16 protein-coding genes are annotated in these 19,781 nt (G+C 64.5%); 5 read left to right on the top strand and 11 right to left on the bottom strand.

Annotated elements, in window-relative coordinates; genetic code table 11:
* Positions 1-6: 6 nt before the first annotated feature.
* The 6 genes from G6P99_RS22395 to G6P99_RS22370 form a co-directional block, all read right to left on the bottom strand.
* The gene (locus G6P99_RS22395; protein ID WP_028342143.1) at positions 7-378 is read right to left on the bottom strand and encodes an SUF system Fe-S cluster assembly protein; all 372 of its coding nucleotides are present in this window, start codon (positions 376-378) and stop codon (positions 7-9) included.
* Positions 375-1,622, bottom strand: coding sequence for a cysteine desulfurase (locus G6P99_RS22390; RefSeq protein WP_029083374.1), 1,248 nt, complete (start codon positions 1,620-1,622; stop codon positions 375-377). Before G6P99_RS22390 ends, G6P99_RS22395 begins: the two co-directional genes overlap by 4 nt.
* The gene (gene sufD / locus G6P99_RS22385; protein WP_029083375.1) at positions 1,619-2,941 is read right to left on the bottom strand and encodes a Fe-S cluster assembly protein SufD; all 1,323 of its coding nucleotides are present in this window, start codon (positions 2,939-2,941) and stop codon (positions 1,619-1,621) included. The genes G6P99_RS22390 and sufD overlap by 4 nt, the downstream gene beginning before the upstream one ends.
* A 19-nt stretch (positions 2,942-2,960) precedes the next feature.
* The gene (gene sufC, locus G6P99_RS22380) at positions 2,961-3,713 is read right to left on the bottom strand and encodes a Fe-S cluster assembly ATPase SufC (RefSeq protein ID WP_029083376.1); all 753 of its coding nucleotides are present in this window, start codon (positions 3,711-3,713) and stop codon (positions 2,961-2,963) included.
* 59 nt (positions 3,714-3,772) lie between these two features.
* Positions 3,773-5,269, bottom strand: a complete 1,497-nt coding sequence (gene sufB / locus G6P99_RS22375; protein WP_165123439.1) for a Fe-S cluster assembly protein SufB — start codon at positions 5,267-5,269, stop codon at positions 3,773-3,775.
* Positions 5,270-5,363: 94 nt separating this feature from the next.
* A complete protein-coding gene (locus G6P99_RS22370) occupies positions 5,364-6,521 on the bottom strand; it encodes a cysteine desulfurase family protein (protein ID WP_029084372.1) in 1,158 nt (385 codons plus the stop codon).
* A gap of 358 nt (positions 6,522-6,879) precedes the next feature.
* Here G6P99_RS22370 and G6P99_RS22365 point away from each other — a divergent pair, with 358 nt between their 5' ends.
* Positions 6,880-7,527, top strand: a complete 648-nt coding sequence (locus tag G6P99_RS22365) for an alpha/beta hydrolase (RefSeq protein ID WP_016843213.1) — start codon at positions 6,880-6,882, stop codon at positions 7,525-7,527.
* Positions 7,528-7,624: 97 nt separating this feature from the next.
* Here G6P99_RS22365 and G6P99_RS22360 read toward each other — a convergent pair whose 3' ends face one another.
* The 3 genes from G6P99_RS22360 to G6P99_RS22350 form a co-directional block, all read right to left on the bottom strand.
* Positions 7,625-7,954, bottom strand: a complete 330-nt coding sequence (locus G6P99_RS22360) for a DMT family transporter (RefSeq protein WP_165123437.1) — start codon at positions 7,952-7,954, stop codon at positions 7,625-7,627.
* Between the two features lie 3 nt (positions 7,955-7,957).
* On the bottom strand, positions 7,958-8,635 hold the full coding sequence (locus tag G6P99_RS22355; protein ID WP_029084370.1) for a glutathione S-transferase family protein: 678 nt from the start codon (positions 8,633-8,635) through the stop codon (positions 7,958-7,960).
* Between the two features lie 82 nt (positions 8,636-8,717).
* Positions 8,718-9,821 carry an anhydro-N-acetylmuramic acid kinase gene (locus G6P99_RS22350; protein ID WP_029084369.1) on the bottom strand — a complete coding sequence of 368 codons (1,104 nt, stop codon included), beginning with the start codon at positions 9,819-9,821 and terminating at the stop codon, positions 8,718-8,720.
* A gap of 150 nt (positions 9,822-9,971) precedes the next feature.
* On the opposite strand from G6P99_RS22350, the gene tyrS reads away from it, so the two are divergent.
* From tyrS to G6P99_RS22335, 3 genes are all read left to right on the top strand, one after another.
* A complete protein-coding gene (gene tyrS / locus G6P99_RS22345; protein WP_029084368.1) occupies positions 9,972-11,225 on the top strand; it encodes a tyrosine--tRNA ligase in 1,254 nt (417 codons plus the stop codon).
* Between the two features lie 57 nt (positions 11,226-11,282).
* On the top strand, positions 11,283-12,527 hold the full coding sequence (locus G6P99_RS22340; RefSeq protein WP_029084367.1) for an MFS transporter: 1,245 nt from the start codon (positions 11,283-11,285) through the stop codon (positions 12,525-12,527).
* A 188-nt stretch (positions 12,528-12,715) separates the two neighbouring features.
* Entirely contained in the window at positions 12,716-14,308 is a 1,593-nt protein-coding gene (locus G6P99_RS22335; RefSeq protein ID WP_029084366.1) for an alkaline phosphatase family protein, read from the top strand.
* 60 nt (positions 14,309-14,368) lie between these two features.
* On the opposite strand, the gene G6P99_RS22330 is transcribed toward G6P99_RS22335, so the two are convergent.
* Positions 14,369-14,992 (bottom strand): class I SAM-dependent DNA methyltransferase, encoded by a 624-nt coding sequence (locus G6P99_RS22330; RefSeq protein ID WP_029084365.1) that lies wholly within the window; start codon positions 14,990-14,992, stop codon positions 14,369-14,371.
* 37 nt (positions 14,993-15,029) lie between these two features.
* Complete coding sequence (locus tag G6P99_RS22325) at positions 15,030-18,734, bottom strand: DUF3971 domain-containing protein (RefSeq protein ID WP_035977986.1); 3,705 nt, start codon at positions 18,732-18,734, stop codon at positions 15,030-15,032.
* Positions 18,735-18,975: 241 nt separating this feature from the next.
* On the opposite strand from G6P99_RS22325, the gene G6P99_RS22320 reads away from it, so the two are divergent.
* Complete coding sequence (locus tag G6P99_RS22320; RefSeq protein ID WP_165123435.1) at positions 18,976-19,695, top strand: peroxiredoxin; 720 nt, start codon at positions 18,976-18,978, stop codon at positions 19,693-19,695.
* Positions 19,696-19,781: the final 86 nt, after the last annotated feature.

Below are 19,781 nucleotides of genomic sequence, written 5' to 3'. Positions count from 1 at the left end.
AACGCATCACCACATATTGAGGACGAGGCGTGCCTCGTCCGACATCCGGTCCGGCGTCCAGGCCGGATCCCAGACCAGATTGACGTTGACGACGCCGACACCGGGAACACTGGCCACCGCGTTCTCCACCATCTGCGGCAGCTCGCCCGCGGCCGGGCAGTTCGGCGTGGTCAGCGTCATCAGGATGTCGACGGAGCGGTCATCCTTGAGGTCGACCTTGTAGATCAGGCCGAGCTCGTAGATGTCGGCCGGGATTTCCGGATCGAACACCGTCTTCAGCGCGGCGACGATCTCGCCGCTCATGCGCTCGGTCTCCTCCGCGGGAAGTGCCGAGGTGGTTTCCATGGTGGCCGTCTTGACTTCGGCTGTATCGGTCATGCGAACAATTCCCGCGCCTTGATCAGCGCTTGCGCCAGATGGTCGACTTCTTCCCTTGTATTATACATCCCGAAGGATGCGCGGCAGGTGGCCGTCACGTTGAACCGCTCTAAAAGCGGCATCACGCAATGCGTGCCGGCGCGCACCGCGATGCCCTGACGGTCGATCACGGTCGCGACATCGTGGGCATGCGCGCCCTTCATCTCGAAGGAGATCACCGGGCCCTTGTTGCGGGCGGTGCCGATCAGGCGCAGCGAGTTGATCTCGCGCAGGCGGTCCTGGGCATAGGTGAGCAGCTCATGCTCGTGGGCGGCGATGCGCTCCTTGCCGATCGAATTGACGTAGTCGATCGCGGCACCGAGCCCGATCGCCTCGACGATCGGCGGCGTCCCGGCCTCGAACTTGTGCGGCGGATCGCCATAGGTGACCGAGTCCTTGGCGACCTCGCGGATCATCTCGCCACCGCCGTTGAACGGCCGCATCGCCACCAGGTGCTCGTGCTTGGCGTAGAGCGCACCGATACCGGTCGGCCCGTAGACCTTGTGGCCGGTGAAGGCATAGAAATCGCAATCGAGGTCCTGGACGTCAACGGGCAGATGCACTGCGCCCTGCGCGCCGTCGACCAGCACCGGAATGCCGCGGGCGTGGGCGAGCCGGACCACCTCCTTGACCGGAACCAGCGTGCCGAGCGCGTTCGACATCTGGGTGATCGCGACGATCTTGGTGCGCGGGGTCAGGAGTTTCTCGAACTCCTCGATCAGGAAATTGCCCTCGTCGTCGACCGGCGCCCACTTGATCACGGCACCATGGCGCTCCCTGAGGAAGTGCCACGGCACGATGTTGGAGTGGTGCTCCATGATCGAGAGGACGATCTCGTCGCCCTCCTTGATGTTGACCCCGCCCCAGGACGACGCCACCAGGTTGATCGCCTCGGTGACGTTGCGGGTGAAGACGATCTCTTCATTGCGGCGGGCGTTGATGAACTTCGCGACCTTTTCGCGGGCGCCCTCATAGGCCTCCGTCGCGGCATTGGCGAGGTAATGCAGGCCGCGATGCACGTTGGCGTATTCGCTCTTGTAGGCCTCGGTCATGCGGTCGAGCACCGCATTCGGCTTCTGCGCGGAGGCGGCGTTGTCGAGATAGACCAGCGGCTTGCCGTAGATCTGCATGGCGAGCGCCGGGAAATCCTGCCGCACCAGCGCGACGTCGTAAGAGCCGTTGGCGACCGCCTTGTGCATGCTCACGCCCTCGCCTGAAGCCAGCGCTGCGCGGTGGCAATTGCGACCTCGCGCAGCGCGTCGCTGGCGATGGTCTCGATCGCCTCGCCGACGAAGGCCTGGATCAGGAGCGCCTGTGCTTCCTTCTCGGGCAGTCCGCGGGCGCGCATGTAGAACAGCAGGCTCTCGTCCAGCGCGCCGGTGGTCGCACCATGGCCGCAGGTGACGTCGTCGGCGAAGATCTCGAGCTCCGGCTTGTTGTCGGCTTCCGCGTCGTCGGACAGCAACAGCGCACGGGTCATCATCTTGGCGTCGGTCTTCTGGGCGTCCGGGCGGACGATGATGCGGCCCTGGAACACGGAATGGGCACGGTCGTCGACGACGGCGCGGAAGATCTCGCGGCTCGCGCAGTGCGGCACCGCGTGATCCATGAACAGCGTGGTGTCGGCGTGCTGCTTGCCGTTGATCAGATTGACGCCATTGGTCTCGACCGTCGAGCCCTCACCGGCGCAGGTGATCGTCAGCTGGTAGCGGCTGACATGACCGCCCGAAGTCAGGCCGAACGTGTTGAAATGGGCGTGCGCGCCGAGCATAACCGTCGCGGAGGAAATGTTGAACGCGTCGATGGAGTCCTCGACCAGCCTGATGTGATCGAGCCGCGAATTGTCGCCGATCGCGACGATCAGCCCGTCATGGGTCTGGTAGGCCTTGGCGCCTTCGCCCGCGAGATAGCTCTCCACCAGCGTCACGCCGGTGTCGCGGCCGAGCCGGAGCAGCGAACGCGTGAACGTCGAGGCCGGTGTGGCGCTGGATGCGACGTGGACGATGTGCAGCGGTTGCGACAGCACCGTACCATTGGCGACCTCGACGACGACGCCATCGGTCGCCATCGCGCCATTCAGCGCGATCATCGGATTGGAAATGTCGGAGGCAAAGGCCTGGGCGGAGAGCCCGCCATCGCTGGCCTCGAGCACCTCGCGCATCGCGCGGATGCTGAGCCCCTTCTCGATACCGCCGAGATCGGACAGATCAGGCGCGAAGGCGCCATCGACCAGCACGAGGCGGCGCACGCCGTCGATCGCCCGCAGCTTGACGGCAGCAGCCGCGCGGTCCAGCCCGGCCGCATCGGGCGCCGGCGCGAGCGGCAGCACCTCGCGCATCAAGGCGCGCAGGTCGGTGTATTTCCAGTCCTCGATCCGGCGATGCGGCAGGCCTGATCGTTCATAGGCCTCGAACGCCTGGCGGCGCTGATCGGCGATCATGCCCTTGCCCGGCAGACGATCGCGCACCACGGCGAATGCATCGCCCAGCGCGCGTCCGGTCTCGGTCTTTGCTACAACGTTCATATGAAAACCCGTAACCTAATCAGGCAGCGTCTTCGAACTGCGCGTACCCGGACTCTTCCAGCTCCAGCGCCAGTTCCTTGCCGCCGCTCTTCACCACCCGGCCCTTCGACATCACGTGCACGACATCGGGAACGATGTAGTTGAGCAGCCGCTGATAGTGGGTGATCACGACCATCGCGCGCTCCGGCGAGCGCAGCGCGTTGACGCCATCGGCGGCAATCCGCAACGCGTCGATGTCGAGGCCGGAATCCATTTCGTCGAGGATGCAAACGGCCGGCTCGAACAGTGCCATCTGCAAAATCTCGTTGCGCTTCTTTTCACCGCCGGAGAAGCCGACATTGACGCCGCGCTTCAGCATGTCCTGCGGGATGTTGAGCTGCTTCGCCACCTCGCGGACCTTCCTCAGGAACGCCGGCGACGAGATCTCGTCCTCGCCGCGCGCCTTGCGCTGGGCGTTGAGCGCCGCGTGCAGGAAGTTCCAGGTGGTGACGCCGGGAATCTCGACCGGATACTGGAACGCCAGGAACACGCCCTTGGCGGCGCGCTCGTTGGGCGCCATCTCCAGCAGGTCCTCGCCCCTGAACAGGATTTGCCCGCCGGTGACTTCATAGCCGGGCTTGCCGGCGATAACGTGGGACAGCGTCGACTTGCCGGAGCCGTTCGGCCCCATGATCGCGTGCACCTCGCCCGGGTTCACCGTGAGCGACAGCCCGTGGAGGATCTCGCGCTCCTCGACACGAACCTGCAGATCTTTCACTTCCAGCAGAGACATCTGATTTTTCCTGAGCATCACCCGCAGGGCGCGTCGGCCGCGCCCTCAAGCGGGATGGATTAGCCAACCGAACCTTCAAGGCTGATCGAGATCAGCTTCTGCGCTTCCACCGCAAATTCCATCGGCAGTTGCTGCAGCACGTCTTTCACAAAGCCGTTGACGACGAGGCCGACGGCTTCTTCCTGCGAGAGCCCGCGCTGGACGCAGTAGAACAGCACATCCTCGGAGATCTTCGACGTGGTCGCTTCGTGCTCGAACGTTGCCGAGGAGTTCTTGGCCTCGACATAGGGCACGGTGTGCGCGCCGCATTTGTCGCCGATCAGGAGCGAATCGCAGGCGGTGTAGTTGCGCGCGCCGGTGGCTTTACGGTGCGCACTGACGAGGCCGCGATAGGTGTTCTGCGATTTGCCGGCGGCGATGCCCTTGGAGATGATCCGGCTCGACGTGTTCTTGCCGAGGTGGATCATCTTGGTGCCGCTATCGACCTGCTGGAAGCCGTTCGAGATCGCGATCGAGTAGAACTCGCCGCTCGAATTGTCGCCGCGCAGGATGCAGCTCGGATATTTCCAGGTGATCGCCGAACCGGTCTCGACCTGGGTCCAGGAGATCTTGGAATTCCTGCCGCGGCAGTCGCCGCGCTTGGTGACGAAATTGTAGATGCCGCCCTTGCCCTCGGAATTGCCGGGGTACCAGTTCTGCACCGTCGAATACTTGATCTCGGCATCGTCGAGTGTGACCAACTCCACCACGGCGGCGTGCAACTGGTTCTCGTCGCGCTGCGGCGCGGTGCAGCCTTCGAGATAGGAGACGTAGGAGCCCTTGTCGGCGATGATCAGCGTGCGCTCGAACTGGCCGGTGTTGCGCTCGTTGATGCGGAAATAGGTCGACAGCTCCATCGGGCAACGCACGCCCGGCGGCACGTAAACGAACGAGCCGTCGGAGAACACCGCCGAGTTCAGCGTCGCGAAGTAATTGTCCGTGGTCGGCACCACGGTGCCGAGATATTTCTGCACCAGCTCGGGATGCTCGCGGATCGCCTCCGAGATCGGCATGAAGATCACGCCGGCCGCCTTCAGCTCCTTCTGGAAGGTGGTCGCCACCGACACCGAATCGAACACGGCGTCGACCGCGATCTTGCGGCTGGGCGACGGCGCGCCACCAGGCGGCGGCTCGACGCCTTCGAGGATCGCAACCTCGCGCAAGGGAATGCCGAGCTTCTCGTAGGTCTTGAGGATTTCCGGATCGATCTCGTCGATAGAGGACAGCGTCTTCTTCGGCTTCGGCGCCGCGTAGTAGTAGATGTCCTGATAGTCGATCTTCGGATAGTTCACGCGCGCCCAGGTCGGCTCGGTCATGGTCAGCCAGCGGCGATACGCCTCCAGGCGCCATTCCAGCATCCAAGCCGGCTCATTCTTCTTTGCAGAGATGAAGCGGACGGTGTCTTCCGACAGCCCCTTCGGGGCCTTGTCGGACTCGATCTGCGTCTCAAACCCATATCGATACTGGTCGACGTCGATGCGCCGGACGCGCTCGACCGTCTCTTGTACAGCAGGCATTCAATCCTCCGCTCGCGGTTTCAAGGACCGCGGTGGATCTCAAGTTCCGAAAATCTCTTACGAAGCTTTGACGACGAAATCGGCTTAGAACAGTTCAAGCTGTGTTTCGTCGTTCTCCTCTAACTAAGGTATCGGCGAGCTTTCGCCAAGCCTTGAGGGTCAAATCCACGTCTGTCTCCGTGGTAGACCAGCCAAGACTGAGCCGCACCGCTCCCTGGGACACGTCAGAACGGTATCCCATTGCCTCCAGGACATGGGACGGCTGCACCTTGCCCGACGAGCAGGCGGAACCGGAGGAGACCGCTACGCCCGCGAGGTCGAACCCGATGACCGCCGTCTCGGCCTTCATCCCGGGCGCTGTGAAAAGAACGGTATTTGGCAACCTTTTGACGTCGTCTGAGAAGACCAGCGAGCCCGGCGTCTGCCGCAGACCGTGCTCGAGCCGGTCGCGCAGCCCTCTGACGCGGGCGGCATCAGCCTTCAGCGACGCCATCGCGGCCTTCGTTGCCGCACCAAACCCGGCGATCCCGGCGACGTTCTCGGTCCCTGCCCGCCGCCCATGCTCCTGTCCGCCGCCGCGCAGAAACGCCTCCAGCCCTTCGACATCAGGGGCGAGCACCAGCGCGCCGGTGCCCTTCGGTCCGCCGATCTTGTGCGCCGACAGCGTCATGAGGTCGGCCTGCGTCGAGGCCAGATCGAACGGGATCTTGCCGAACGCCTGGATCGCGTCGACATGCAGCAGCCCGCCAGCCGCATGGACGAGCCCGGCGGCGTCAGCGACCGGCTGGATAGCACCGGTCTCGTTGTTCGCCAGCATCACCGAGACCAAAGCCGGCGGACCGTCCGCCAGCAGCGCGCGCAAATGATCGAGATCGATCACCCCGGCGCGCGTGACATTGATTGCCGAGATCGCATCCGCCGAAAACCGTCCGCCCGCGAGCACGGACGCATGCTCGATCGCCGACACCAGGAGACGCCGCACCGGCGCGCTCGCAGCGCGGCGCAATCCCGGCGTCAACGCCAGCGCATTGGCCTCGGTCCCGCCGGAGAGAAACACCACGTCCTGCGCGCGGCCGCCGACCGCCTTCGCCACCGCATCGCGGGCGTCCTCGACCAGCCGTCGCGCCCGCCGTCCCTCGCTGTGCACGGAGGACGGGTTGCCGCTCAAGTCCCACGCAGCAACCATCGCCACTTTCGCCTCAGCGCGAAGCGGCGTGGTGGCATTCCAGTCGAGATAGACGCGATCGGCCATGCAGTCTGTCCGCCGCAACCACCATGGTTGCGGCCTTCCACTGCGACATAACGACGGTCGGGCATTGAGACCAGATCGGAGTCACCGGCAGGCGAGATTTTTCACGCTCGCTCGGAGCCTCGTCTTGTTGCCAAGCAAGACAGTCACAGCTCCCTGCGCGCGCATCACACAGCGCATATTCGCCCCCGCCAAGCTGCACAATTTCCTTGATTTTTGCCCCTTGCGTCATGCTAGAAGGCCTTCCAGCGTGCCGCCCGGCGGTGCCTGCGCCGCTTTCATCATGAGCCGCTTTGTTCGCGCACCGTCGCTGAAGATGGCTCCAACCGATTGATTGATCGACGTCAATCGAGGGAACGCAATGCCTGAAGTCATTTTCACCGGCCCTGCCGGCCGTCTCGAGGGCCGTTATCATCCGGCCAAGCAGAAGAACGCGCCGATTGCGATGATCCTGCATCCGCATCCGCAGTTCCACGGCACGATGAACCACCAGATCGTCTATCAGTGCTACTACGCGTTCGCACATCGCGGCTTCTCGGTGCTGCGCTTCAATTTCCGTGGCGTCGGCCGCAGCCAGGGCTCGTTCGATCACGGCACCGGCGAATTGTCTGACGCCGCGAGCGCGCTCGACTGGGCGCAGGCGATCAATCCGGAAGCGCGCGCCTGCTGGGTTGCCGGCTTCTCGTTCGGCGCATGGATCGGCATGCAGCTTCTGATGCGCCGGCCTGAGGTCGAGGGATTTATCTCGATCGCACCGCCCGCCAATCTCTACGACTTCTCGTTCCTCGCGCCCTGCCCGTCATCGGGTCTGATCGTGCACGGCGACAAGGATGCCGTGGTTCCGCCGAAGGACGTCAACACGCTGGTCGAGAAGCTGAAGACGCAGAAGGGCATCGTGATCGACCAGCAGGTCATCCCCGGCGCCAACCACTTCTTCGACGGCAAGCTCGAGCCGCTGATGGAGACGGTGACTGGCTATCTCGACATGCGCCTCGCCAACGTGCGGTGAAGCCAAGACCTTGTAGCCCGCATGAGCGAAGCGACATGCGGGTCGCAACGGCGCAAACCCCTGATATCGCTTCGCTCATCCGGGCTACGGTCCCCGCCTATTCCGGCGCGAACTTCAACACGGCGATGCCGACCAAGACCAGCGCGATCGCCGCAACCTTCATCGGGTTCAAGGCTTCGTTGAACAACAGCACGCCCATGGTCAGCGTGCCGACCGCGCCGATGCCGGTCCACACCGTGTAGGCGACGCCGACGCCGAGCACCTGCAGCGCGCGCCCGAGCAGGAACACGAAGGCGGCGAGCGGCACCAGCGAGACCAGCGTCCAGCCGAGCCGCGTATAGCCTTCGGCATATTTCATCGAGATCGCCCAGCCGACATCAAGCATTCCGGCGACGACGAGCGCGATCCAGGCAACCGAGTGCGACATGGCTTACGCGGCAAGCTTCAGCATGTGCGCGCGGTGGCCGACCAGGAACGCGTGCAGCAGCGCCGGATAGTCAGGTGAAACGGCGCTGCGCACGCTAGGCCGCTGCGCCAGCGCGCGGCGCCAGGCGCGCAGTTTTGCCGTATGCGTGAACACCGCGAGATCGGTCAGCTGGTCGAACAGATCGAAGTAGCGGAACACCGGCGCGAACACCGCATCCACCAGGCTGAAATTTGGGCCTGCGAAGAACGGCCCCGCACCCAGCGCCGCCTCGACCCGCGCGAATTTTGCGGCGACCGCCTGCCGCTTGCCCTCGAAGGCTGCGGCATCGGTTGCCGTCTCGAGCCCCCAGAGATCGCCGAGAATGGCCGAGCCGAACTCCATCCAGGCGCGATGCTCGGCGCGCACCAGCGCCTCCTTGGGATGCAGCCTGGCGCCGGCCTGCGTCTCCTCGATGTACTCGCAGATCACGTTGCTCTCGAACAGCGCGACCTCGGCGCCGTCGTCGCGGGTCACCACCAGCACCGGCACCTTGCCGAGCGGCGAGATCTTCAGGAACCAGTCCGGCTTGTTGCCGAGATCGATGTCGATCCGCTCGAACGGCACGCCCTTCTCATGCAGCGCGATCACCGCGCGTTGCACATAGGGGCAGAGCTTGTGGCTGATCAGCTTCGGGGCGGCCATAGCGAACCTCGCGTTCAATGCAACTGCATCGAATTAAATGCAGCGGCATGGAACTGTCAAGGTAGATGCATTTGCATCTAAATCACGGTCGCGCGATGATGCCCCCGGTCATCGGGATCGGCACCCCCGTCGTGGCGGGATAGCTGAGCGGCAGGCCCTTCAGGCCGCGCGCGGCGAGGAAGCCGAAGGCCTGCGCCTCGATGGCGTCCGCCGCCCAGCCCAGCGCCTCGGCGGGTTCCACGATCGCCGGCGCCAGCCGTTCGCGCAGCATCCGCATCATGGTGAGGTTGGAGGCGCCGCCGCCGGAGACGATCCAGCTCTTCGGCACCTTCGGCAGCAGCGGCACGACGCGGGCGATCGCGGCCGCAGTGAAGGCGGTCAGGGTTGCAGCGCCATCAGCCGGCGCCACGGCGCCGAGCTTCAGGCTGGCAAAGTCGTTGCGGTCGAGCGATTTCGGCGGCGGCAGCGTAAAGAACGGCAACCTCAAGGCCTGGGCGATCCAGGCCTCGTCAGCTTTGCCCAGCGCGGCGAACTTCCCAGCGGTGTCGAACGGCTGATGCATCTGGCGGAACATGAAGTCGTCGAGCAGCGCGTTGCCCGGCCCGGTGTCGCAGGCGATCAGCGTGTCGGTGCCGTCGATATAGGTGATATTGGAGACGCCGCCGATATTGACCACGACGATCGGCCCCTCGCGGTTCAGCGATTGCGCCAGCGCGCGATGGTAGACCGGCACGAATGGCGCGCCCTGCCCGCCGGCCTCGACGTCGGCGGCGCGGAAATCGTGCATCACCGGGATGTGGATCGCCTTGGCGAGCGCCAGGGCATCGCCGATCTGCACCGTCAGCTTCCGCTCCGGGCGATGCAGCACGGTCTGGCCATGGAACCCGACGATGTCGATGTCCTGGGCGGAGATCCGGGTCTGCGCCGTGAAGCTGGCGACCGCCTCGGCATGGGCTGTGGTGACCGCCTGCTCGGCCTGCCGCAGGATCCCCGGCCGGGCGTCGCGCCGCGACAGATGAACCGCCTCTGTCAGCGCCTGGCGCAGCAGGCTGCGCTCGCCGTCGGTATAGGGGCGATAGCCTGTGGGTCCGAAGGCCTTGATCTGGCGGCCGTCGGTCTCGATCAACGCGACGTCGACCCCGTCGAGCGAGGTGCCGCTCATCAGACCGAGTGCCGTTAACATCATCGTGGAAGCGCCCCAACCGGGAACCCCCGGCTTGTCTCAAACAAGTACATCCTATAATGCCACTGCGCGGCCGCCTGCGAGGCCTCAGCGTCAAGGTTCCGCAAATAGATGCAAAAACCGTAAAACAAGAATGATCTGGCTCGCCGACAAATGACTGCATTTAAATCGGATTTCCTGAATACTCTACAGGAACGCGGCTTCGTTCACCAGTGCTCCGATTTCGAGGGCCTCGACGCGCTTGCCGCGAAGGGCGAGGCGACCGCCTATGTCGGCTACGACTGCACCGCGCCGTCGCTGCACATCGGCAACTTCCTCACCATGATGATGCTGTACTGGCTGCAGCAGAGCGGCAACAGGCCGATCACGCTGATGGGCGGCGGCACCACGATGGTCGGCGACCCCTCCGGCAAGGACGAGACGCGCGCGATGCGCACGGTCGCGGAGATCGAAGCGAACAAGGCCTCGATCCGCGGCGTGTTCGCCAAGGTGCTGCGCTACGGCGACGGACATCCCGACGCCATCATGCTCGACAATGCCGAGTGGCTGACGAAATTGAACTGGATCGAGATGCTGCGCGACATCGGCCGGCACTTCTCGGTCAACCGCATGCTGACGATGGATTCGGTGCGGCTCCGGCTCGAGCGCGAGCAGGAGATGAGCTTCATCGAATTCAACTACATGGTCTGCCAGGCCTACGACTTCGTCGAGCTGTCGCGCCGCGCCGGCTGCCGGCTGCAGATGGGCGGCTCCGACCAGTGGGGCAACATCGTCAACGGCGTCGATCTCGGCCGCCGCATGGGCTCGCCGCAGCTGTTCGCGCTGACCACGCCGCTGCTCACCACCGCCTCCGGCGACAAGATGGGCAAGACCGCCAAGGGCGCGGTGTGGCTCAACGCCGACCAGTTCTCGCCGTACGACTTCTGGCAGTACTGGCGCAATGTCGAGGACGCCGACGTCGTCAAGTTTCTCAAGCTGTTCACGATCCTGCCGATGAGCGAGATCAACAAGCTTGCAGCGCTCGGCGGCAGCGAGATCAACGAGGCCAAGAAGGTGCTGGCGACCGAAGCCACCGCCCTGCTCCACGGCCGCGCCGCGGCCGCTGAGGCTGCCGAGACCGCACGCCGCACCTTCGAGGAAGGGGCGCTGGCCGAGACCTTGCCGACGGTGGAAGTTCCACGTGGCGAATTCGAAGCGGGATTCGGCGTGCTGGCCGCCTTCGTCAAGGCCGAACTCGTCGCCTCGAACGGCGAAGCGCGCCGGCAGATCAAGGGCGGCGGACTGCGCATCAACGATGCCGCCGTCACCGACGAGAAGATGCTGCTGACGTCGGCCAACCTGACGCCGGAAGGCGTCGTCAAGCTGTCGCTCGGCAAGAAGCGGCACGTGCTGCTGAAGCCTGCATAGGCATATTCGCATTTTGTCGGTTGCGGGGCATGCCGAAAGCGCGCTCCGTCCTTTGCGATGGACCAGAACACGCCCCTCGACGACAGGCTCGCGAAGCCGAAATCCACGCGCGTCGCGCTGAACGTGCTGGCGCTGTGCTTCGTGCTGTCGGTGCTCGGGCGCGGCCTCAGCGACAGTTTTACGGTGTTCCTGAAACCGATCTCGGAAAATTTCGGCTGGGATCGCGCCTCGGTGGTGTCGGTCTATTCGCTGGCCTGGCTCGCCAGCGGCCTCGCCGCGCCGCTGGTCGGACGCCTGTTCGACCGCTCGGGCCCGCGCGTGGTCTATGCGCTCGGCCTGTCGCTGCTCGGCTGCGCTTTCCTGGTCGCGTCGCGTGCCCAGCAGCTCTGGCAATTCCAGCTCAGCGTCGGCCTCTGCGTCGGTTTCGGCACTGCGCTGATCGGCAATGTGTCGAACTCGATCCTGCTCGGCCGCTGGTTCGGACCGCGGCTCCCGACCGCGATGGCGGTGATGTATTCGGCAATGGGTGCCGGCTTGCTGGTACTGCTGCCGCTGTCGCAGATTCTGATCGACCGGATCGGCTGGCGCGACGCCTATCAAATGTTCGGCGTCGGTGCGCTCTGCCTCCTTGTTCCACTCGTCCTTCTGCCCTGGCGTCTGCTCGCAGGCGGGTCGCCGCACATCGTCAGGAAGGCAGAGACCAGTCTGGCCGACGAAGGCTGGACGCTGCTCGGCGCGATGCGCCACCACGCCTTCTGGGCACTGTTCTCCACCTTCTTCTTCACGGCGGTCGCGATGTATGCGCTGACCGCGCAGATCGTCGCCTATTTGATCGATGTCGGCTTCCCGCCGCTGCAGGCTGCCACGGCCTGGGGATTCTCCGGCGTCGCGCTGTTCGTCGGCATGCTCGGCGTCTCCACGCTCGACGGCATCATCGGCCGCCGCCCGTCGGTGCTGTTCAGCTACGGCGTCTCGATCCTCGGCATCATCCTGCTCTGGCTGCTGCAGTGGTATCCGAACTACTGGTTGCTGACCGGCTTCATCATCTGCTTCGGCAGCATGATCGGCTCGCGCGGCCCGCTGATCACTGCGACCGCGCTGAAAATCTTCCGCGGCGAGCGCGTCGGCACCATCTACGGCACCATCATGATCGGCAGCGGTCTGGGCTCCGGCCTCGGCTCATGGGGTGGCGGCCTGATCCACGACTGGACCCACAGCTACAATCCGCTGATCGCCTTCGCGCTGGTCAATGTCGTGCTCGGCCTGATCCCGTTCCTGGTGGTGCCGGCGCTGCGGCGCTAGCGCTGCTTCCGTTCCGATTGAATCGGATCGGGGCTCTCGATTTTTTGTCTTGACGCATTTTCTCCTGGTGAACTGGTCCGCATCGCTCGAGTGCGGGACAGTCATGACATCATCATTCCGGTTTCACATCGCCGTCTTGTTCGCAGCGGTATTCAAGGACGCCAATTTCTCCAGGGAGGGCGTCAATCATGAATAGATTCGGAAAGTTCGCGATTGCAGTATTGCTCGGTTCGACCGCGCTCAGCGCGGCCGCACGCGCCGACGATGACGACCATCGCGCCATCGAACATGTGCTTCTGATCAGCGTCGACGGCATGCACGAGGTCGACCTGCAGCGTTATGTCAAGGGTCACCCGACATCGGCCTTCGCCAAGCTGCTGAGGCACGGTGTCCATTACACCAACGCGCACACGTCCCGCCCGTCGGATTCCTTTCCGGGGCTGCTGGCGTTCATGACCGGCGCCTCGCCGAAGACGCACGGCGTGTTTTATGACGACACCTACGACCAGACCCTGTATCCGCCCGGAAGCAACTGCCAGGGCAAGCCGGGTACTGAAGCCACATACTTCGAAGCGCTCGATTACGATCTGAACAAGCTCGACGGCGGTGGTCCGGCGAATTCCGACCACATCAATCCGGCGAACCTGCCGCTGCGCAAGATCGGCAGCGCCTGCCAGCCGGTCTATCCGCACGCGTACCTGAAGAACGACACCACGACGATCATGGAAGTCATCCACGAGGCCGGCCTGCGCACGGCCTGGTCGGACAAGCACCCGGCCTATGAGATCATCAGCGGCCCCTCCGGCAAGGGCCTCGATGAGCTCTATGCGCCCGAGATCAATTCGACGACCGTGCTTGCCACCGCACCTCAGTTGATCCCGACGCCTCAGGCCAGTGACGATTGGACCGTGAACCCGGTCTACACCCGCTACTACGACAATCTGAAGGTCACCGCCGTCCTGAATTGGATCAAGGGCCTCGACCACACCGGGACCAAGACGGTCGGCGTGCCGGCGATCCTTGGTATGAACTTCCAGGCCGTCAGCGTCGGACAGAAGGTCACGGCCGACGGCTACACCGACGCGAAGGGCACACCGAGCGCGCAGCTCGAACTGTCGCTCGACTTCGTCGACAGCTCGCTTGGCCAGATGCTCGATCAGCTCGACAAGCAGCATCTCACGAAGAATACTTTGGTTGTCGTCGGAGCGAAGCATGGCCAGTCGCCGATCGACGTGGGCCAGCTTCACATGCTGAAGGGCTCTACCAATCCGAGGCTGCCGATCGGTCATGCCGACGTCGTCGACCCGGTCGACCTCCTGACCGCCGGCGGCGTCAAGGTGGCGCAGGAGACTGCCGACGACGTCTCGCTGATCTGGCTGGCCGATCAGACCCAGGCCGCGAAGGCCGTCGGCATCCTCGAGAACGACAAGGTCCTGCTGAACCAAGCCCGGATCGAGAAGATTTATGCCGGCGACGAGCTGGAGGACAAATTCGGTAACCCGGCGCAGGGCCGCACGCCCGACATCATCATCCAGCCGCTCCACGGCACGATCTACAGCGGCAGCTCGAAGAAGGTCTCCGAGCATGGCGGCTTCACCGACGACGATACCCACGTCCTGCTGGTCGTCGCCAACCCCGGCTTCGAAGGCGCTGTGGTTGATGACAAGGTCGAGAACAAGCAGGTCGCACCGACGATCCTGCGCGCACTCCACCTCAATCCCAACAAGCTGACCGGCGCCCGCGCGGAGCACACCGCCGCCCTGCCCGGTTTCGACCGCTGAGTCAGACGTCTGCTGAAGACTTAAAGTCAACGGCGCCCGATCCATTCGGGCGCCGTTTTCTTATGCCGTTCTGTGAACTCGCCTTTGCGCAAGCCAGACCGTACGGCCGCCTGCGCTTGTCCAATCCTCGACGACATGGGCAATCACGTCGAAGCCGATGCCATCCAGCAGCGCCGTGTATTCGTCCGGCCCCAGGCTCGCGTGATAGAGCGGATCGCCGCGATACTGGCCGACGCTTTCGCCATGGTGCGGCCCGCTGTTGAACATCAGCACAGCGGATGGGCCGGCGTGTCGGGCGAACACGTCGAACATCCCGCGCTGGTCCTCCGGCCTGAGATGAAAAAAGCTGTCCCAGGCGAGCACGCCATCGAATTGACGCCCAAGCCGCAGCGACCGCATATCCCGGACGACGAATTCATGTTCGGGGAGTCGCTCACGGCACAGGGAAATGAAGGTCGGCGACGCGTCGACGCCGGTGACGCGAAGCCCGCGCTCGGCCATGTGCCGGGCAACCGGGACACCCGATCCGCAACCGAGATCGAGCACATCAGCCGCGGCAGGCAGCGCCTTGATGAAGCGATCATGCCACGGCTTGTCGTTCCAGTCGGCCGCGCGCCGGTCGGCATCCCACGCGGTCGCGTGGCGCTCGTAGTGATCGATGATCTGGCTGGCCCTGTCCTGCAAGTCTGATCCAGCTTGGCCGGCTGCAACGGATCATGCCCTAATTGTTCGTCGGCGGCAGATCGGTCGGATTGTATTGATTGAAGTCGAAGATCTTCCGCGTCAGCCCGGGCGCCAGCGCCGAGATCGGGTTGACGCGCAGCACTGGCTGGTTCGGCGTGCCGACCACCTCATAGGTGACGCCGATCAGCCCCTCATTGCTGCCTGCGCCGAGGAATATCCCGAAAAACGGGATCTGTCCGAACATGTTGTTCAAGCCGTACATCGGAATGAAGGTGCCGTTCATCCGCACCTGGTTGCCGACATAGTCGATGCTGCCCTTGATGGTGGCGCCGATGCTCGGTCCCTTGACCACGCCGTCGCGGATCGAAAGCTGGCCGCTCTGGCGCGTGAACTCGGCGCGCAGCGCGTCGAACCCGATGCCGTTCTGGGTGCTGATCGGCCCGCCGGCGACCGCGCGGTCGAGCTGGGCTTCGCCCTTCACCGAGAAGTCGCGAATGGTGATCAGGCCGTCCTTGGGACCCTGATCCGGTGTCGGCGGCTCCAACGCCAGCATGAGCTGACCGCCGATCACCTTGGAATAGGTATCGATGAAGCGCAGCAGCGCGCCGGCGTCGCCGGTTTGCAGATAGATCACTTCCCGTGCCTGCTGGCGCCGCAAGTCGACGCTGACGGGGGTGGCTTGGCCGCCGACCTTGCCGGCCAGCGTGAACGCCTTGAAGTACCCGTTGCGGCGCGAGATCTTGGCGTCGACGCCGCGCATCGCCTCGCCGTTGAAGCCGGCCACAGCGCCGAGTTTCAGATCGGCATCGAAATCGGTGGTCTTGGCCTTGCTCTTGGGATCGCTGTCGCGGCCGGAGATCGCCGATTTCAGGAAGCCGCGGCCGTCGAACACGTCGCCGCGGATCGTCACCTTGATCACGCCGTCGGGACCGCGATCGGCCCGCAACGATGTCTTGTCGCCTTCCGACGGCGCGTAGGTCGGGAAGTTCGCATTCATCAGGTCGCCGTTCTGGTCGACCTCGAGCGCGCCCTTGATCGACACGCCGCTGCCTTCGATCGAGATGTCCTCGAACCGGGTCGATTGCCCCTTCGGCACCACGTTGAAGGTCGCCTTGCCGGCCCTGCCCTGCGCCTTGACCCAGCCCGGCAGGATGTTGTCGAGCTTGAGCTGGGTGAGATCGGCCTCGACGCCCATCTTGGTGGCCGGATTGTCGCCGCTGCCGATCTTGCCGCTCAGCTTGATCGGGATCGCGCCCGAGACCGCCGGCCCGAGATCGAGCCCGAGGCGTGCGCGGCTCGCGTCGTCCAGCGTCGCTTGCAGCTTGACGTCGGCGTCGCCGTCGGCCGGCTTGCGGTAGTCGAGCGACGCCGCCTGTCCGTTGATCTTGACGTCGCCCTTGACCTGGAAGCCGGCGTTGCTGGCGATCACCTTCAGCGTATTGGCCTCGAGCTTCTGGTTCATCACCAGCTTGTCGACGGCAACACCGGCGATATCGGCGGTGACGGAATATTGCGTATCGGCCTTGGTCAGCTCGCCCTTCACGGGCATGCCGAGATTGATCGTGGCCGTGACGTTGCCCTTGCTGGCGTTGGGATCGATCGGCGGACCGGAGAGATCGCTGAGCCGGTCGGATGCCAGGATTTCGGCGGCGGCCGGCACCGGGCAGTCGACTCGGAACTTGACCTTCGACGGCGACGGTTTGGGCGCCATGTCCGGCACTTCGAAGGTGAAGTCCGACAGCGTGATCTTGCGGCCCGCCGGCGTGTCGGCGATGCCCTGGTTGATGGTCACGGTCGCGGTGCGGCCGGTGACCCTCGCCTTCAGGTCCGCATCATGCACCGCAGGCATCTTGTCCACCGGACGCACCGTGACTCCAGAGGCGACAATGTTGACCGAGAGGCCGTCATCCGGAATCGGCGGTCCCTTGCGGGACAGATTGTGCACCGGCGAGTTGACCCCGACATCGATGCGCTGGAGCGTGCCGCGGTCGATCCGTTCGAGCACCCATTCGCGCACCTCGGGCACGATGATGACCGGCCACATCCGCTTCAGGGCGGAGGCCGACATCGGCGTGCCGGCAAAACCGAGTTGCAACCGCGGCTCGCCGGAATAATCGATGCTGCCGGTACCGGCGACGCCGATCTCGCCATTGGAGATGTCGGCCTGGGTCAGCAGCACGCGCTTCTTGTCGGTATCGAACCGGAAACCGATGTTGATGCGATTGAAGATCAGCGGCGGCTCATTCTTGTCGGCGTCGGCCAGCACGATGGTGCCGCCCGACAGACCGGCCTGCCAGTCCGTGACATTGTCGTTCGGTGGTTCGAGATGGCCGAGCAGCGTGATGCGATTGGCGCCCGAGACGATCTTGATCGGCGCCAGCAGCACGCGCCGCCCTGAATCCCATTCGACGCTCATCTCGGCCGAATCTACCGGCATCGGATAGTCGGGCGTGTCGGTGTCGATGATGTTGCCGGCGCCGACATTGACCTTGCCGCGGAAGTAGGTCGGCAGGCCGTCGCGGCCGAGCTCGCCTTTCAATTCGCCCGATAACGGCAGGTCGGCGCTGTAGGTCAGGTCCTTGGTCCGGAGCGCGAGCAGGATGTTGCTGGTGGAAACCTTGTCGGCCTTGATGTCGACCGAGCGCACGCCGTTGGTCTGCGGCCCGATCACCATGCGCACCGACCAGGGCTTTGCGCCCTCCTCGCCGAAGCTGAGTGCAACGCCGCCGCCGCTCGGGCGCCGCAGGCTCAGGCTGATATTCTCAAAACTCCATTTGTTGCCGCGCTGCTGGTCGTCGACGACGAGATTGCCGTTCTTCAGGCCGATCTCGTTGAGGTTCTGGCCGTCGAGGCCGGTCAGGCTGAGACTGTCGAGCCAGTCGAGACCGGCGAGCAGTCCGCTCTGGGCCGATTCGGGCGTGGCCGCCGAGGGCCCGGAGGCAACCGGCGGCGACGGCACCGCGGGCGACGGTGCGGCGGGCACCGGACGCGGGAATGTCGGCGGCATGCCCGCCTCCCTCTTGGAGGCAACGCCGGTAGCAAGCGGCTTGGCGGTATCGCCGGTGGATACGGTCACATAGCCATCGGGCGTGATGCGGACCGACAGCTCCGCATCGACCAGGTTGAGGCTCTCCGCCCGCAACTGCCCCATCAGCAGCGCCGTGCCCGACAACCGCACCTCGGCCTTCGGCGCACTCGCCACGATCGCATGGTCGCGGTCGCGCACGATGATGTCCCGGATGCGCACCGCGATCCTGACGCGGCCGGCGCGCTCGATCTGGGTTCCACCGACCTCGACGGTGTTGCCGTGGCCGATATTTTCCTCGATCGCCGCGGCAAGCCACGGCGTCGCCATGTCGAAATTGATTGGACCGGCACCGAGCCGCCACCACAACGCGGCGAAGCAGGTCGCGAAGATCACGACGAGCACCGCGAGGACCAGACCGATGCGACGAATCCAGCGCCCGCCATTCAGCCAGCGCTGCATGCCGGAGCAGAAGTCGGTGAAGCGATGCAGGTTGCCGTTCGAACGCGACAGCAATTGCCGCGCACGGTGGCCCGCCGCCTCATCCTGCTCGTCCCACGCGGCGTCGTCTTCCCCTTGCGAGAAGTCAGCCCCGGCGCGCGGATTTGGACCCTGCGGCGACGTGTTCCTTGCCATTGCCTCTCGGTGCTGACGGCGAAGCTGATCGCCGCCATCAGGACGCCCGTCGATTCGTATCGAGCGCTCCTGTGCCGGCATCGCCGCCTATCCTCGCCTAATCATGTTACTCGCCGATGGCCCCAAGAACGGACCAAAAGAACGGACCAAACAACCCAAACAAAAGCCAATTCAGCAAGCGGACGGGTAACGCGTCGAATTCCTTGTCACCATACTCCGTGGCCATCAAACTTGCCCAGCGGCCGATGCGAATCCGGCCGCCGCGAATGAGACCCGCAATACCTCAATGGTTGAGCCTCGGAAAGCGACGAAAGGAAGGCGTATGTCCAAGAAAACGCGCAAGAAATCCTCCAACACAACCGGAAAGCGGGTCGCAACAAAGGTTGCGCGCGCCGCAAGCGCAAGCACTGGGAAGTCCGCGACCAAAACCCGCACAACCGCTGCGAAAGAGGCAGCCGCCAAAACAACCAAGACCAGGACCAGGACCGCGGCGGGTGTTCGAAGCAAAGCCTCGCACAAGGCTGCGTCGAAACCGTTAAAGCGTGAGCCGGCCGCGTCAGTGACCAAGCCGTCCGCCGTCACACTCGCGGAAGGCGCCGCGGCACCTGGCTTCAGCCTGCCGCGCGACGGCGGCGGCACTGTTTCGCTTAAGGATTTCGCCGGCAAGAAGCTGGTGCTGTTCTTCTATCCCCGCGCCGACACCCCTGGCTGCACCCGGGAGGCGATTGACTTCACCCGGCTCAAAAGCGAGTTCGCCGCGACGGGTGCCGAGGTGGTCGGCATATCCGCCGATACGGTTAAGGCGCAGGAGTCATTTCGAAACAAACACCAGCTGTCTGTGCCGCTGGTCTCCGACCCGGCCCATCAGATGCTGGAGGCGTATGGCGCCTGGGGCGAAAAATCCATGTATGGCAGGACCTTCATGGGAATTATTCGCACCACGGTTTTGGTCGATTCCGGCGGAAAAGTCGCCCGGATTTGGCGCCACGTGAAGGTCGACGGCCATGCCGAAGCGGTACTGGAGGCCGCCCGAGCGATCTGATCGGAGGGGTTCCGTTTCCTGAAAATTAACCATGGCGAGCTCAAATCGCCCCCGCAGATTAGCCGTACGGAGCTTGGTCCGACCGG

Source organism: Bradyrhizobium sp. 6(2017) (assembly GCF_011058295.2).
In the GTDB taxonomy this organism is placed as follows: domain Bacteria; phylum Pseudomonadota; class Alphaproteobacteria; order Rhizobiales; family Xanthobacteraceae; genus Bradyrhizobium; species Bradyrhizobium septentrionale.
The sequence above is the reverse complement of the archived record's forward strand: the minus strand, read 5'-3'. Positions and strand labels throughout refer to the sequence as shown.